Origin of the sequence: Clavibacter tessellarius (assembly GCF_001618005.1) — a bacterium.
Taxonomy (GTDB): Bacteria; Actinomycetota; Actinomycetes; order Actinomycetales; family Microbacteriaceae; genus Clavibacter; species Clavibacter tessellarius_A.
Map to the genome: position 1 here is coordinate 112,101 of NZ_LQXA01000035.1, position 14,815 is coordinate 126,915.

14 protein-coding genes and 1 tRNA gene are annotated in these 14,815 nt (G+C 73.7%); 11 read left to right on the forward strand and 4 right to left on the reverse strand.

What is annotated here, in order from left to right:
* Positions 1 to 174 precede the first annotated feature (174 nt).
* Positions 175 to 1,518, forward strand: a complete 1,344-nt coding sequence (locus AWH51_RS09475; protein WP_063071825.1) for a J domain-containing protein — start codon at positions 175 to 177, stop codon at positions 1,516 to 1,518.
* 54 nt (positions 1,519 to 1,572) lie between these two features.
* Here AWH51_RS09475 and AWH51_RS09480 read toward each other — a convergent pair whose 3' ends face one another.
* The 3 genes from AWH51_RS09480 to AWH51_RS09490 form a co-directional block, all read right to left on the reverse strand.
* On the reverse strand, positions 1,573 to 2,538 hold the full coding sequence (locus AWH51_RS09480) for an NAD-dependent epimerase/dehydratase family protein (protein ID WP_063071826.1): 966 nt from the start codon (positions 2,536 to 2,538) through the stop codon (positions 1,573 to 1,575).
* A 44-nt stretch (positions 2,539 to 2,582) separates the two neighbouring features.
* Positions 2,583 to 3,599 carry a magnesium and cobalt transport protein CorA gene (locus tag AWH51_RS09485; RefSeq protein ID WP_063071827.1) on the reverse strand — a complete coding sequence of 339 codons (1,017 nt, stop codon included), beginning with the start codon at positions 3,597 to 3,599 and terminating at the stop codon, positions 2,583 to 2,585.
* 128 nt (positions 3,600 to 3,727) lie between these two features.
* Positions 3,728 to 3,813, reverse strand: a tRNA-Leu gene (locus AWH51_RS09490).
* Positions 3,814 to 3,928: 115 nt separating this feature from the next.
* On the opposite strand from AWH51_RS09490, the gene AWH51_RS09495 reads away from it, so the two are divergent.
* From AWH51_RS09495 to mshC, 3 genes are read left to right on the forward strand one after another with little or no spacing between them, the layout of a single operon-like run.
* Entirely contained in the window at positions 3,929 to 5,239 is a 1,311-nt protein-coding gene (locus AWH51_RS09495) for a M20/M25/M40 family metallo-hydrolase (protein ID WP_063071828.1), read from the forward strand.
* Between the two features lie 42 nt (positions 5,240 to 5,281).
* The gene (locus AWH51_RS09500) at positions 5,282 to 6,100 is read left to right on the forward strand and encodes an undecaprenyl-diphosphate phosphatase (RefSeq protein WP_063071829.1); all 819 of its coding nucleotides are present in this window, start codon (positions 5,282 to 5,284) and stop codon (positions 6,098 to 6,100) included.
* A gap of 4 nt (positions 6,101 to 6,104) precedes the next feature.
* The gene (gene mshC, locus AWH51_RS09505; RefSeq protein WP_063071830.1) at positions 6,105 to 7,388 is read left to right on the forward strand and encodes a cysteine--1-D-myo-inosityl 2-amino-2-deoxy-alpha-D-glucopyranoside ligase; all 1,284 of its coding nucleotides are present in this window, start codon (positions 6,105 to 6,107) and stop codon (positions 7,386 to 7,388) included.
* 38 nt (positions 7,389 to 7,426) lie between these two features.
* Here the strand turns inward: mshC and AWH51_RS09510 are convergent, their stop codons facing one another.
* Positions 7,427 to 8,386 carry a PAC2 family protein gene (locus tag AWH51_RS09510; RefSeq protein WP_063071831.1) on the reverse strand — a complete coding sequence of 320 codons (960 nt, stop codon included), beginning with the start codon at positions 8,384 to 8,386 and terminating at the stop codon, positions 7,427 to 7,429.
* A gap of 89 nt (positions 8,387 to 8,475) precedes the next feature.
* Here AWH51_RS09510 and AWH51_RS09515 point away from each other — a divergent pair, with 89 nt between their 5' ends.
* From AWH51_RS09515 to tatC, 7 genes are all read left to right on the forward strand, one after another.
* Positions 8,476 to 9,171, forward strand: coding sequence for an HAD family hydrolase (locus tag AWH51_RS09515; protein ID WP_063071832.1), 696 nt, complete (start codon positions 8,476 to 8,478; stop codon positions 9,169 to 9,171).
* Entirely contained in the window at positions 9,168 to 10,232 is a 1,065-nt protein-coding gene (locus AWH51_RS09520; protein WP_063071833.1) for a tRNA (adenine-N1)-methyltransferase, read from the forward strand. Before AWH51_RS09515 ends, AWH51_RS09520 begins: the two co-directional genes overlap by 4 nt.
* 61 nt (positions 10,233 to 10,293) lie before the next feature.
* Entirely contained in the window at positions 10,294 to 11,337 is a 1,044-nt protein-coding gene (locus tag AWH51_RS09525; protein WP_063071834.1) for an FKBP-type peptidyl-prolyl cis-trans isomerase, read from the forward strand.
* Positions 11,338 to 11,383: 46 nt separating this feature from the next.
* Positions 11,384 to 12,391 (forward strand): helix-turn-helix transcriptional regulator, encoded by a 1,008-nt coding sequence (locus AWH51_RS09530; protein WP_063071835.1) that lies wholly within the window; start codon positions 11,384 to 11,386, stop codon positions 12,389 to 12,391.
* On the forward strand, positions 12,388 to 13,377 hold the full coding sequence (locus tag AWH51_RS09535) for a helix-turn-helix transcriptional regulator (protein WP_063071836.1): 990 nt from the start codon (positions 12,388 to 12,390) through the stop codon (positions 13,375 to 13,377). The genes AWH51_RS09530 and AWH51_RS09535 overlap by 4 nt, the downstream gene beginning before the upstream one ends.
* 199 nt (positions 13,378 to 13,576) lie before the next feature.
* Positions 13,577 to 13,918: a Sec-independent protein translocase subunit TatA gene (gene tatA / locus AWH51_RS09540; RefSeq protein ID WP_063071837.1), complete on the forward strand. Its 342-nt coding sequence runs from the start codon at positions 13,577 to 13,579 to the stop codon at positions 13,916 to 13,918.
* Positions 13,919 to 13,972: 54 nt separating this feature from the next.
* Positions 13,973 to 14,725: a twin-arginine translocase subunit TatC gene (tatC, locus tag AWH51_RS09545; protein WP_063071944.1), complete on the forward strand. Its 753-nt coding sequence runs from the start codon at positions 13,973 to 13,975 to the stop codon at positions 14,723 to 14,725.
* Positions 14,726 to 14,815: the final 90 nt, after the last annotated feature.

Consider the following 14,815-nt stretch of genomic DNA (forward strand, 5'->3'; position numbering starts at 1 on the left):
GCGAGAAGTTCGCGGGCACAGGGGTCGAGCTGGTATCACGCGCGCGGCGCGGGCGGGCGCGCCCGTGGCAGAGAGGTGCGACGGGGGCGGATGCCGCGCTCGGGCGTCGCCCAGGCGACCTCGCCTACGCTCGTCATCCTGGGAGCCGCCCGACCGGCGCCCGCGAGGAGTCCCATGCCCGTCCCGTCGCGCGACGTCGACGCGTACGCCGTGCTCGGCGTGGATCCCGCCGCGTCCCAGGAGGAGATCCGCCGGGCCTACCGTCGCCGCGTCCGCGCCGCCCACCCGGACATGGGCGGGAGCGCGGACGCGTTCCAGGCGGTGCGCGCCGCGTTCGAGGCCGTCGGCGACCCCGAGAGCCGCGCTCGCTACGAACGCGGCCTCCGCGACGCGCCCGCGGCGAAGGAGGACGGCACCGCGGGACGCGCGCACCCCGCGCACCCGGAGTCGACCGCGGGATCCGGTTGGGATCCCGCCTCGCGCCGCGGTCGCCCGGGAGCGCCCCGGGAGAGACCCGCCGCCCGCACCCGCAGCTTCGGCCACCCCGGCGGCTTCGCCCGCCTCCGCTACCTGTCGCTCGTGCGCGAGTGGCTCGCCGATCCGGCCGAGCCCGTCGTGCCCGCGTCGCCCGTCCCGCCCCGGGGCGGCCCGGCGCTCTCGGGCGAGCCCGGTCCGTACGTGCGGCGGACGCGCGTCATCGCCCCGCCCGTGCTGGCCGCGCTCCTCGCCGTCGTGCTCCTCGTCTCGGGACTCGGCGCGACGGGCGCGCTCGGGGGCGCGGTGCTCGGCGCCGCCGCGGGGCTCGCCCTGGCCGGACCCGTGGGCCGCGCGTGGTTCCGCTCCGAGGAGCCGCGCCGCGTCGCCGCCCGCCGGCTCCAGGAGGACGTGCTCGGGCACGAGCGGGCCCTCCGCGCCTACCCCGACCTGATGGCGGCCTACAGCGACCGCCTGACGCGCCTCGCGGGGCTCCGCCGCCGCTTCGAGGCCGACGCCTACGCGCCCGACCTCGTCGCGGAGGTCCCCGAGGAGGCCGCGGCCGCCCTCCGCGCCGCCGTCGCCCAGGAGGAGACCGCGCGCGAGCTCATGGAGCTCGGGCCCTCCTACGCGTTCTGGAACGGGGTCTCCGTGCCCCGCTCAGGCGATGCCGTCGACCACCTGGTGCTCGGGCCGCAGGGCCTCGTGGCGGTCGAGTCGGTGCCCGCCGGATCCGCGGCGGCGACGGACCCGGCGGCGCGCGCCGACGTCCTCCGGGGGCTGGATGCGCGCGCCCGCGCGCTGGCGCGGGAGATGGACGTGCCCGTCGTCGGACTCGTGCTGTCGCTGCCCTCCGGCGTGCTCGGCGCGGCGCCCGTCGTGCTGCACGGCGCCGACGACCCGCACGCGCTCCCGGCCTATGCGGTCGCACGCACGCTCCTGGCCGACCACGTGGCCGCGGGCCTGCCGGGCCTCACGCCCATGGCGCCGGAGCGTCTGCTCGCGGTCCGCACCCGGCTCGTGCTCGACGCCCGCTTCGTCTGACGCGGCCCGGCGGCGCGGGCGCGGGGACGACCGCGCGAGCACGCCGCGAACCGGTCAGCGGGGGAGCGGCACGTCCAGCTGGCCCGCCCGCACCATCCACTCGACGGCCTCGCGGGCCGCTTCCTCGCTCGTGTACCGCGGCGCGTAGCCGAGCACGTCGCGGGCCTTCTCGATGCTGGCGACGTGGCTGCGGCTGAGGTGCTCCCAGCTCACGTCCGCGTGCTCGGGTGCCGTGCGCGCGCGGAACGCGTCCCAGTCGAGGTGCTCCAGCTCGGCTTCGCGGCCGAACCAGGCCGCGGCGGCGCGCGCGAACCCGCGGACGGACATGGCGCGCTCGGAGACGGCGTGGAAGCTCTCGCCCACGGCGGTCTCCCGGTTCACGACGGCCAGCTGCACGACCTGCGCGACGTCGTCGGCGTGCACGTGGTGCATGGTCTCGCTTCCCGAGCCCGGGACGGCGAGGGGCGCGCCCGTGGCCAGCGCGGTCCAGACGGCGGGGTCGAGGTTGCCGACGGGTGTGATGACCGGCCAGCCGCCGCCGCTGATGTGGCCGGGGTGGACGACCGTCGCCGGCACGCCGCCGGACCGGGACTCGTGGATCAGGTAGCGCTCGATCTCCGCCTTCCGCACCCCGTACTCGCCGAACGGCTCCTTGACGTCGTCCTCGCGGAGCGGGAGCGAGGAGCTCAGCCCGTGCGTCCAGATGCTGCCGACGTGCACGAGGTGGCGGATCCGCCCGCGCAGCCCCTCGACGAGGTGGCGCGCCGACTCCGGCGTGAAGCACACCAGGTCGATGACCACCTCGGGCGCCAGCTGGGCGATGCGCTCCGCGAAGGTGCCCGCCGCGTCCTCGGCCTCGCGGTCCACGGCGACGCGCTCGACGCGGTCCCAGAGCGGGGACACGCGGTAGGGCTCGCGGGTGCCGCGGCTGACCGCGACGACGTCGTGGCCGGAGTCCACGAGGCGGGGGACGAGGAAGGTCCCGATGTGGCCGGTGGCTCCGATGACGACGACGCGCATCCCGTCACCCTATCGGCGCGCCGGGCGGCCGACCGGCCCGCGGATCAGATCCAGCCGCGCTTCCGGAACGCCGCGTAGAGGATGCCGCCCATCACGACCATGAGGCCGAGCGCGAGCGGATAGCCGTAGGTCCACTTCAGCTCCGGCATGTTGGTGAAGTTCATGCCGTAGATGGTGCCGACGAGCGTCGGCGCGAAGAGGATGGCCGCCCAGGACGAGATGCGCTTCACCTGGTCGTTCTGCGCGAGGCTCGTCTCGGTGAGCTTCTTCATCTCGTCGTTCTGGCGCTGGCCGACGAGGGTCGTGTGCACCGTCAGCGCGTTCTGCAGCAGCGTGCGGAAGGCGTCCGCCCGCTCGGCGACGCGGATGACGTGGTCGTGGACGTCACGGAAGCCGCGGCGCAGCTCGAGGTCCACGTCGCGCCGCTCGGCGGCGGCGCGGAGGTCGTCGAGCATCGCCCCGAGGGGCGCGGTGGCGCGCTGGAAGGCCGTGACCTCGCGCATGAGCGCGTAGATGCGGCGGGAGACGTCGGGATCGGCGCCGAAGATCTGGTCCTCGATCTCGTCCACGTCGTCCTCGAGGCCCGCGGCGACGGGCCCGTACTCGTCGACGACCTGGTCGAGGATCGCGTAGAGGACGGCGGTGGGGCCGAGCGCGAGCAGCTCGGGGTCGTCCTCGAGGCGGTGGCGGACGGCGGAGAGGTCGGGCGACTCGGCGTGCCGGATGGTGACCACGAAGTCCGGCCCCACGAACACGTGCAGCTCGCCGAACTCGACGCGCTCATCGGCGTCGACATAGCGCGCGGGCCGCAGGACGACGAACCAGGTGTCGCCGTAGCGCTCCATCTTGGACCGCTGGTGGCCGGTGAGGGCGTCCTCGACCGCGAGCGGATGCAGCCCGAACTCGGCGGCGACGTGGTGGAGCTCGTCCGCGTCCGGGCGGTAGAGGCCGATCCACGCGAGGCCCTGGCGCTCGCGCATCACCTCGAACGTCTCGTCGAGGCTCTCCGGATCCGCCGTGCGGACCCCCTGGACGTACACGGCGCTGTCGACGACGGTCATGCGATCTCGCTCTCGGGTCGGAGGCCCGTCGCGCGGGCCGAGAGCGACTGTAGCCGGGCGGTGGCCGAGCCGGCCGGGAACGAGGAAGAGCCGGTCGGATCCTCGTGGATCCGACCGGCTCTCGTGTGTGTCCGAAGGGGGACTTGAACCCCCACGCCCTAATACGGGCACTAGCACCTCAAGCTAGCGCGTCTACCAATTCCGCCATCCGGACAGGATGTGCGGCCCGCCGTCTCCGGCTGCCGAGAGACGACATTAGCACGGCTCGGGAGGCCTCTCGACCACCCGCCGGGCCGGACGCCCGTGCCCGGCCTCGATAGCGTGGACCCATGACCGACACGCTCCCCGACGACCTCGACGCCACCGCGCGGATCGCCCGCGACCTCATCCGGTTCGACACGACCAACCACGGCGAGGGCCGGTCGGAGGGGGAGACGGAGGCCGCCGAGTACGTCGAGCAGCATCTCAAGGACCTGGGGCTCGAGCCCGAGCTGATCGACGCCGCGCCCGGCCGCACGAGCGTCCTCGCCCGCATCCCGGGGCGCAACCGCGACAAGCCCGCGCTCGTCGTGCACGGCCACCTCGACGTGGTCCCCGCCGACCCGGCGAACTGGTCCGTCGACCCGTTCGGCGGCGTCATCAAGGACGGCATGCTCTGGGGCCGCGGCGCCGTGGACATGAAGAACATGGACGCGATGATGATCACCGCGCTCCAGGAGATCATCACCTCCGGTCGCGCCCCCGAGCGCGACCTCATCATGGGCTTCTTCTCCGACGAGGAGGCGGGCGGCGTGCTCGGCTCCGCGTACGTCGTCGAGAACCGCCCCGAGTGGTTCGAGGGGGCCACCGAGGCCATCAGCGAGGTCGGCGGCTACTCCATCGACCTGGCCGGCAAGCGCGCGTACCTGCTGCAGACGGGGGAGAAGGCGCTCATCTGGATCCGCCTGGTCGCCACCGGCACCGCGGGCCACGGCTCGCAGGTCAACCGCGACAACGCCGTCACGCGCCTCGCGGGCGCGGTCGCGCGGATCGGCATGGAGGAGTGGCCCGTCCACCTCACCGACACGACGCGCCAGCTGCTCGACGAGATCGCCCGGATCGTCGGCGCCGACCCGAAGCAGGTGACGCCGGACGACCTGGCCATCGCCACGGGCACGGCCTCGAAGTTCATCGCCGCGACGCTCCGCACCACCACCAACCCGACGCTGCTCACCGCCGGCTACAAGCACAACGTGATCCCCGACACGGCCGAGGCCCTGGTCGACATCCGCGTGCTCCCGGGCGAGGAGGAGGCCGTGCTCGCGCGGGTCCGCGAGCTGGCCGGCGAGGGCGTCGAGGTGCGCATCGTGCACCAGGACGTCGGCCTCGAGAACCCGTTCGACGGTCCGCTCGTGGACGCCATGGTCGCCACCCTCGGCGCGCACGACCCCGAGGCCGAGGTGCTGCCCTACATGCTCTCCGGCGGCACGGACAACAAGGCGCTCAGCCTCCTCGGGATCACCGGCTACGGCTTCGCGCCGCTCAAGCTGCCGGCCTCGATGGACTTCCCGGCGATGTTCCATGGCGTCGACGAGCGCGTCCCGCTCGACGCACTAGTCTTCGGGAGGCAGGTCCTGCGCGACCTCCTCCTGAACTACTAGATCCGAGCCCCAGGTGGGCCACCCGACACTGGGAGCACCCGTTTGAGCTATCTCGAGGCGATCATCCTGGGCCTCGTCCAGGGTCTGACCGAGTTCCTGCCCATCTCCTCGAGCGCGCACCTCCGCATCGCCGGGCTCTTCCTGGGCGGCGACCCGGGCGCGACGTTCACCGCCATCACGCAGCTCGGCACCGAGCTCGCGGTCGTGGTGTTCTTCCGCAGGCGCATCGGCAAGGTCCTGTCGGCCTGGTTCCGCTCGCTCCGCGGCGGCATGCCGAAGAGCGACCCGGACGTGCGCATGGGCTGGCTCGTCATCATCGGCACCATCCCCATCGGCATCGCGGGCTACCTCTTCCAGGACACGATCCGCTCCACGTTCCGCTCGCTCTGGATCGTCGCCATCGTGCTCATCGTCTTCGGCATCCTGCTCGGCCTCGCCGACCGGTACAGCCGCAGCGACCGGCTCGAGAAGGACATGACGTACGGGCACGGCGTGAGCATCGGCATCGCCCAGGCCCTCGCCCTCGTCCCCGGGGTCTCCCGGTCGGGCGCCACCACCACCGCGGCGCGCGCCTTCGGCTACGCCCGCCCGGTCGCCGCCGAGTACTCGTTCCTCCTCGCCGTACCGGCCGTCTTCGGCAGCGGCCTGTACGAGCTCGTGAAGAGCTTCGACGAGACCGGCCAGGCGGGCGCGGGCCAGACCGCGGTCGCGACGCTCATCGCGTTCGTCGTCGGCCTCGCGGTCATCGCGGGCCTCATGCGGTACATCTCCACGCGCACCTTCATGCCCTTCGTCGTCTACCGCGTCGCCCTCGGCGTCGTGCTGCTCGTGCTGCTCGGCACGGGTGCGATCGCGGCCTGATCCCGTGCGCGCCTGGTCACGTACCGCCGTCCCCGCCGTCGCGGGGGAGCCGCCCGTCCCGCAGCTGCACGACACGAGCAGCGGAACCGTCCGTCCCGCCGAGTGCGCGGGCGACGGCCGCGTGGGCCTCTACGTGTGCGGCATCACGCCGTACGACGCGACGCACATCGGACACGCCTCCACCTACCTCGCCTTCGACACCCTGCAGCGCGTCTGGCTCGACCGCGGCTACGACGTGGCGTACGTGCAGAACGTGACCGACGTCGACGACCCGCTGCTGGAGCGGGCGACCGCCACGGGCGTCGACTGGCGCGATCTCGCCGCCGAGCAGGTCGAGCTGTTCCGCACCGACATGGAGGCGCTGCGGATCCTCCCGCCCGACTCCTACGTCGGCGTGACGGAGGTCGTCGACGAGGTCGCGGCCGCCGTCGCCGAGCTCGTGCGACGCGGCACGGCCTACCCGGTCGACACCCCCGACGCCGTCGAGCCCGGCGCCCGGGACCTCTACTTCGACGTGGCCCGCGCGGGCGAGGACGGCCCCTGGGCGCTCGGCGACGAGAGCCGCTACGACCGCGACACGATGTCCGCGCTCTCCGCCGAGCGCGGCGGCGACCCCGAGCGGCCCGGCAAGCGCGACCCGCTGGATCCGCTGCTCTGGCGTGCCGAGCGCGCGGGCGAGCCCGCGTGGGACGGCGTCGTCGGCCGCGGACGGCCCGGCTGGCACATCGAGTGCGCCGTCATCGCGCTGCGGAAGCTCGACCGGCCCGTCACGGTGCAGGGCGGCGGATCCGACCTGATCTTCCCCCACCACGAGATGTCCGCCGGCCACGCCTCCGCCCTCACCGGCGAGGACTTCGCGTGCGTGTACGCGCACACCGGGATGGTCGCCTACCAGGGCGAGAAGATGAGCAAGTCGCTCGGCAACCTCGTGCTCGTGTCGCGCCTGCGGGCCGCGGGCGTGGATCCGCGCGCCATCCGCCTCGCGCTCCTGGCCCAGCACTACCGCACCGACTGGGAGTGGACGGACGCGCTCCTCGCGGAGTCGGTCGCCCGGCTCGCCGCGTGGGACGCGTGGGTCGATGCGGCGACGCCGCCCGTCGACGCCGTCGCGGAGGAGCCCGGCGAGCTCGTGCAGCTGGTGCGCGAGCGGCTGGCCGACGACCTGGACACCCCGGGCGCGCTCCTGCTGCTCGACCTCCGCGTGGCGACGGGCGTGCCCGCGACGCCCGTCGAGGTCGAGGCCGTCGACGCGCTGCTCGGCGTGCGGCTGGGGAGCCCCGCGGCCTGACCGGCGCAGGAGTCCGCGCGGTCCGCCGCGGCGCCGCCCTACTGGTCCTTCGGGTCCTTGGGCTCCCGGGGCCGCCACGGCTCGTCCGGGCGGTCGTCGCCTCGGCCGCGCGGCCCGTCGCCGCGGCGGAGGTACTTCTCGAACTCCTGCGCGATGGCCTCGCCGCTCGCCTCGGGGGAGTCGACGGTGTCCCGCGCCTGCTCGAGCTGCTGGATGTAGGACGCCATGTCCTCGTCCTCGCCCGCGAGCTGGTCGATGCCGGCCTCCCAGGTGGCGGCCTCCTCGATCAGCTCGCCGCGCGGGATCACGACGTCGACCATCTCCTCGAGCTTGTCGATGAGCGCGAGCGTGGCCTTCGGGGACGGCGCGCTGTGCACGTAGTGGGGGACCGAGGCCCAGAGCGAGACGGTGGGCATGCCCATCTCCTCGGCGCGCTGGGCGATGATGCTGAGGATCCCGACCGGTCCCTCGTACGTGCTCCGCTCGATGCCGAGCTCGGCGCGCACGTCCGCGTTCTCGCTCGTGGAGAAGACCGTGATGGGACGCGTGTGCGGAACGTCCGCGAGCAGCGCGCCGAGCAGCACGACGCCCTCGACGCCCGCGGCGCGTGCCGCGTCGAGCACCTCGGCCGTGAAGGCCGTCCAGTGCCGGGACGGCTCGACGCCGAGGAGGAGGTGGATGCTGCCGCCGTTGTCGCCGCTCACGCCGAGCTGCGCGTCGGCGGCCAGGTCCTGCGCGGGTCGCCGGGGGTCCTTCGGGCCGTAGAGCGTGGCGCCCGGCCACTCGAGCTCGCGGGTGCCGTCCTCCGCGAAGCCGATGGTGGGGCGGTTGAACTGGAAGTCGAAGTAGTCCTCGGGATCCACCGACGACACCGCCTCGAGGTCGAGGAGCTCCTTGAGCGCCCGGACGGCTCCGCTGGCGGCCTCGCCCGCGTCGTTCCAGCCCTCGAAGGCGACGACCAGCAGCCGTCCGCTCACGAACCTCTCGGCATCCGCCACGTGACTCCCGTCCCCTCCGACCCGACCACCCGGCCGGCGGTCGTCGTACGATCCTAGGACGCGGCGGCCCCCCGATAGACTCGCTCCCCGTGATCAGCAACAGACCCGCGGCCGTCCTCTGGGACATGGACGGCACCATCGTGGACACCGAGCCCTACTGGATGGTGGCGGAGGCGGCGCTGGTCGGCTCGTTCGGCGGCACGTGGACGCACGAGGACGGGCTCCGGCTCGTCGGCAACGGGCTGCCCGACTCGGCCCGCATCCTGCAGGAGGCCGGCGTCGACCTGCCCGCGGGCGAGATCATCGACCGCCTCAGCGACCGGGTGATGGAGCAGATCCTCGTCGAGGTGCCGTGGCGTCCCGGCGCGCGCGAGCTCCTCCGCGCGATCCGCGAGGCCGGCATCCCCACCGCTCTCGTCACCATGTCCATCGGCCGCATGGCCCGCCAGGTCGCCGACGCCGTCCCCTTCGACGCGTTCGACCACGTGGTCGCCGGCGACGACGTCTCCCGCAGCAAGCCGCACCCCGAGGCGTACCTGGCCGCGGCCGACCTGCTGGGCGTGGACATCCGCGACTGCGTCGCCATCGAGGACTCGGTGCCCGGGGTCGCCTCCGCCGTGGCCTCGGGCGCCACCGTGATCGCCGTCCCGCACCACGTCCCCCTGCCCGCCGACGACGCCTACGTGCTCTGGGACACGCTCGCCGGCCGCACGCTCGCCGACGTCGAGGCCGCCCACGATGCCCGGCGCGCCGGCGCCCCGACCCGCGACGAGGTGCGCGCATGACCGTCGACACCGCGGCCGCGCGCTTCAGCGGCCCGTTCCGCGCGGGCGACCGCGTGCAGCTGACCGGCCCCAAGGGCCGCCTCAACACGATCCTGCTCGAGCCCGGCAAGGTGTTCCACACCCACCGCGGCATGATCGACCACGACGACCTCATCGGCCTGCCCGACGGCAGCGTCGTGACGAACAGCGCTGGGGTCGAGTGCCTCGCGCTCCGCCCGCTCCTGTCCGACGTCGTCATGTCGATGCCGCGCGGCGCCGCGATCATCTACCCCAAGGACGCCGCGCAGATCCTCGGCCTCGCCGACGTGTTCCCGGGCGCCACGGTCGTGGAGGCGGGCGTCGGATCCGGCGCGCTCTCCATGTGGCTGCTGCGCGCCCTCGGCCCCACCGGCACGCTGCTCTCCTTCGAGCGCCGCGAGGAGTTCGCCGACGTGGCCCGCGGCAACGTCTCCAGCTACTTCGGGCACAGCCCCGAGAACTGGTCCATCACGCTCGGCGACCTCGCCGAGGCGCTGCCGACCGTGACCGAGCCGCACTCCGTCGACCGCGTCGTCCTCGACATGCTGGCCCCGTGGGAGTGCGTCGACGCCGTGGCCGAGGCGCTCACGCCCGGCGGCGTCCTGCTCTGCTACGTCGCCACCGTCACGCAGCTCTCGCGCGTGGCCGAGGCGCTGCGCGACACGGGCCTCTTCACGAACCCCGACGCGAGCGAGACGATGATCCGCGACTGGCACGTGGAGGGCCTCGCGGTCCGCCCCGAGCACCGCATGATCGGGCACACCGGCTTCCTCATCACCGCCCGGCGCCTCGCGCCCGGATCCGTCCTCCCGCAGCTCAAGCGCCGCGCGTCGAAGTCGGACTTCAGCGACGAGGACATGGAGGCCTGGACCCCCGGCTCGCTCGGCGAGCGCCGGGTCAGCGACAAGGTCCTGCGCAAGCGCGTCCGCATCGCGGAGCACGGCGCCGAGCTGGCGGGCGCGCGCGACGCGGCCGAGGCGGGCGGCGCGGCGGATCCCCACGGCGCGGCCGATGCGCCGGAGCCCGCCGACCCCACCGCCTAGGATGACAGGGCCGATCACGCGGGTGCGTGCCGGCCACCCCCACCATCGAAAGAGGAGTCACGTGCGCCGTTCCGCCGCGCTCACCGTCTGCGCAGGGCTCGTCCTGTCGCTCGCCGCCTGCAGCCCCTCGGGCTCCGGATCCGGTTCCGCGGCCGACTGCACGCCCCTCGGGCAGCCCGGCACCTCCTCGAGCGCGGTCCAGGCCACGGGCGACGTGGGCAGCGCCCCCGCCTCCGTGACGTTCCCGACGCCGCTCAAGCCCTCGGGCACCGAGGTCTCCGTCCTCGTCGCGGGCGACGGGGAGCGGGTTCAGCCGCACCAGGGCATCACCGCCGCGGCCTCCATCGTCGACGGCAAGACGGGCGAGACGCTCGCGGAGTACGCCCGCGTCGCCCCGAACTCGCGCACCACCGGGTCGAACGTCTTCACCACGGCGTCGCTGCACGAGGGGCTCCCGTACCTCGAGGACGCGATGACGTGCATGCCGGTCGGCTCGCGCCTCGCCGTCACCGTGCCGGTCTCCACCGTCTTCCCGGGCCAGGACCTCTCCTCCCGCGGGCTCGAGGCCACGGACGGCCTCGTCCTCGTCGTCGACATCATCTCCTCGTTCCCGGAGCGTGCCACCGGCGACCGGCGTCCCGCGCAGGCCGGGTTCCCCTCGGTCGTCACCACCGACGACGGCGTCCCGGGCGTCACGATCCCGCCGAGCACCCCGCCCACGGACTACCGCGACGCGCTGCTGCGCGCCGGCGACGGCGACGAGGTCGCCGAGGGCGACGTCGTCACGATGCAGTACACGGGAGTCGTCTGGGGCACGAGCGCCTCGGCCGAGAAGCAGGCCGTCTTCGGATCCAGCTGGGCCGCCGGCGGTCCCCTGCAGGTCCCCGCCGCCGCGAGCACGGCCGGGTCGGCGTCCGCGCCCTCCGCGGTCGTCGTCACCCCCGGACTCGCGAAGGCCCTGGTCGGCAAGCACGTGGGCGACCAGGTCATCGCGGTCGTCCCGCCGGGCGACGGATTCGGCGACCAGGCGTCCGCCAAGGTCCCCGCGGGTTCCACGCTGGTCTACGTCGTGGATATCCTCGGGACGAGCAAGCCGAGCAAGTAAGCGCATCGCCACCGGCCGGGGGCTGCACCACCGTGAGGACATCCGAGTGCCCGAGTCATCCCCCCGCCCCGCCGTGCCGGTCGAGGAGCGGCTGTTCAGCCTGGTGCTGGCGCTGCTCGCCACCGAGCAGGGCCTGACCAAGAACGAGGTCCTCTCGAGCGTCCAGGGGTACCGCCAGCGGTATCGCGCGGGCGGCGACAACGCGAACCTGGAGCGCCAGTTCGAGCGCGACAAGGACGACATCCGCGACCTCGGCGTGCCGCTCGAGACGGTCGAGTCCCCCGGCCAGGAGGGCAACAACCAGCTCCTGCGGTACCGGATCCCGCGGGGCGCCTACGAGCTGCCCGCGGACCTGTCCTTCACGCCGGAGGAGACGACGCTGCTCAACCTCGCGGCCATGGTCTGGCGCGAGGGGTCGCTGTCGGGGGAGTCGCGCCGCGCGCTCATCAAGCTCCGCTCGCTCGGCGTCGAGTCGGACGACCCGGTCATCGGCTACGCGCCTCGGCTGCGCACGCGCGAGGCGGCGTTCGGGCCGCTCAGCGTCGCGTTGGAGCGTCACGTGCTCGTCACGTTCGGCTACCTCAAGCCCGGGGAGCGCGCCGCGCGGACCCGCACCGTCGCGCCGCTCGCGCTCGTCCAGCACCAGGGGCGCTGGCACCTGCACGGCATCGACCAGGACGCCGACGGCCCGCGCACCTTCCTGCTCTCCCGCATCGTCGACCGCGTCCGCGTCACGAGCCGCGCGTTCACGCCCGAGGGGGAGGACCACGCCGAGCGCGCCCTCGCCGACCTCGACCGGGTGTGGGCGAACGGCGTCGGCGAGGTGTCGGTGGTGCCCGGCAGCGACGCGGAGATCCGCCTCCGCCGCCGCCGCGACACCGAGGACCTCGGCGACGGGCGCCTGCGCGTGCACTACTCCGACACCAACCTGTTCGCGGACGAGGTGGCCGGCTTCGGCCCCGAGGCGCGCGTGATCGCGCCGCCGCGGCTGCGCGACGCCGTGCGCGCCCGCCTCGCCGAGACCGCCGCCGCCCACCGGGAGGACGCATCGTGACCGACCGCGCCGCACCGCTCCAGGCGCAGGACAAGCTCGCCTTCCTGCTGGCCCTCGTGCCGTACCTCACCGACCACGGGCGGGTGAGCGTCGCCCAGGCCGCCGCGCACTTCCGGGTGCCGGCCGAGCAGATCCGCCAGGCCGTGCGCCTCATCGCCGTCTCCGGCGTCCCGGGATCCACCGCGTCGTACCAGCACGGCGACCTGTTCGACATCGCCTGGGACGACTTCGAGGACAACGACCAGATCGTCATCACGCACATGGTCGCCCTCGACGACTCGCCGCGCTTCTCCGCGCGCGAGGCGGCGGCGCTCATCGCGGGCCTCCAGTACGTCTCCTCCCAGGCCGACGCCAGCGACCTCGACCTCGTCGGGCAGCTCATGGCGAAGCTGGCGCGCGGCTCCTCGGCGAGCCCCAGCCAGGTCGCCGTCGCCGCCGGCGCGGGCGACCGCACGCGCGAGGACCTGCGCCGCGCCATCGCCGACGTGCGCCGCGTCGAGTTCGACTACCGCAGCCCGCGCGGCGGCACGGAGCGCCGGGTCGTGGATCCGCTGCGCCTCGAGTCGGTCGATCAGGACTGGTACCTGCGCGGCTGGGATCTGGCGCGCGGCGCCGTCCGCACGTTCCGCCTCGACCGCCTCGACGAGCTCCTCGTCACCGACCTCCCGCCGGAGCACCGCCCCCAGGACGTCGTGCTCGGCGACACCCTGTTCGAGCCGAGCCCCGACGACCTCCGCGTCTCGCTGGAGGTGGAGGAGTCCGCGCTGCCGCTCCTCGGCGACTTCGTGGGGGACGAGCGGCCCGTGCCGATCCCCGGCAGTCCGGGCCGCGTGAAGCTCACGGTGCGCGTGGCGCACTACCAGGGCCTGGTGCGGCTCGTCGCGGGCATGGCCGGCGTCGTCGTGGTCACCGGCCCGCCGGAGGCGCGTGCGGCCGTCGCCGACTGGGCCGCACGCGCCGCGGCCGCCTACGACGCGGAGGGCTGACCGGGCTCCACCTGCCGCGGGCGGGCTCCGCTCCGGTCGCCCGACCCCTCGTCGGCTCCCGCGAACACCGGTAGGCGCGCGAGGCGAACTCCGCGTGAACCGCTCGGCCCTCCCTGCCGTCCCCAGGGTCCCGACGATAGACTCGTCCTCAATCCGACAACGACTGTCCGGCCTTCGTGACCTAAGGAATGTGAACCACATGCTCGGAAACGCCTTCAGCGGCTGGCACCTCGTCATCATCCTCGTCGTCATCGTCCTGCTCTTCGGCTCCACCAAGCTGCCGGCCCTGGCGAAGAGCGTCGGCCAGTCCATGCGCATCTTCAAGGGCGAGGTCAAGACCATGAAGGAGGAGAGCGCATCCGACCGCCGGGACGACACCCGCGAGGAGAACCGCCGCCGCGACGAGGAGCGCTACCGCTCGGACGACCGCGACGCCCCGCGCGACTTCGTCCGCCCCAGCGACACCCGCGCCGACGAGCCCCGCTACGACGCCCCGCGCTACGACTCCCCGCGTGACGGGGACTCCCGCCCCCGCGCCTGATCCGTGAGCACCACCGAGCGGCCCCGCGCCACGAAGCGGGACGCCGAGGGGCGCATGTCCCTCGTCCAGCACCTGCTGGAGCTGAAGAAGCGCCTGTTCATCGCCGGCGTGGCCATCGTCCTGGCGATGGTCGCGGGCTGGTTCCTGTCGTCGTTCGTGCTCGAGGCGCTGCGCGCGCCCATCGAGGAGATCAACGCCGAGCAGGGGCGGAACGCGAGCCTCAACTTCCCGACCATCACGTCGGCCTTCGACCTGCGACTGCAGATCGCCCTCTACGTGGGCCTCATCATCTCCAGCCCGGTGTGGCTGTACCAGGTCTTCGCCTTCCTGGTCCCCGGCCTCACGAAGACGGAGCGCCGCTACACCTTCGGCTTCTTCTTCTCCGCCGTGCCGCTGTTCCTCGGCGGATGCGCGGCCGGCTGGTTCGTGCTGCCGCACATCGTCGCGCTGCTCACGCAGTTCGCCGGAGCGGGGGACTCCTCGTTCATCACGGCGCGCGAGTACTTCGACTTCGTGCTGAAGCTCGTGTTCGCGGTGGGCATCGCGTTCGTGCTGCCGGTGTTCCTCGTGCTGTTCAACTTCATGGGGATCCTCACCGGCACGGCGATCATCAAGTCGTGGCGCATCGCCATCCTGCTGATCATCCTGTTCTGCGCCATCGCGACGCCGGCGGCCGACGTCATGTCGATGTTCCTGCTGGCCGTGCCGATGACGGTCCTGTACCTGATCGCCGCGGGCATCTCGCTGCTGAACGACAAGCGTCGTGCGCGTCGGGCCGCGACGCTCACGGACGACCTGCTGCCCTGACGCGCGCGGGTCCCGCGCATCCGACGCCCGTCCCGCGAGGGGCGGGCGTCGTCGCGTCCGCGCCCGGCCGACGCCCGGATCCGCCGCCTA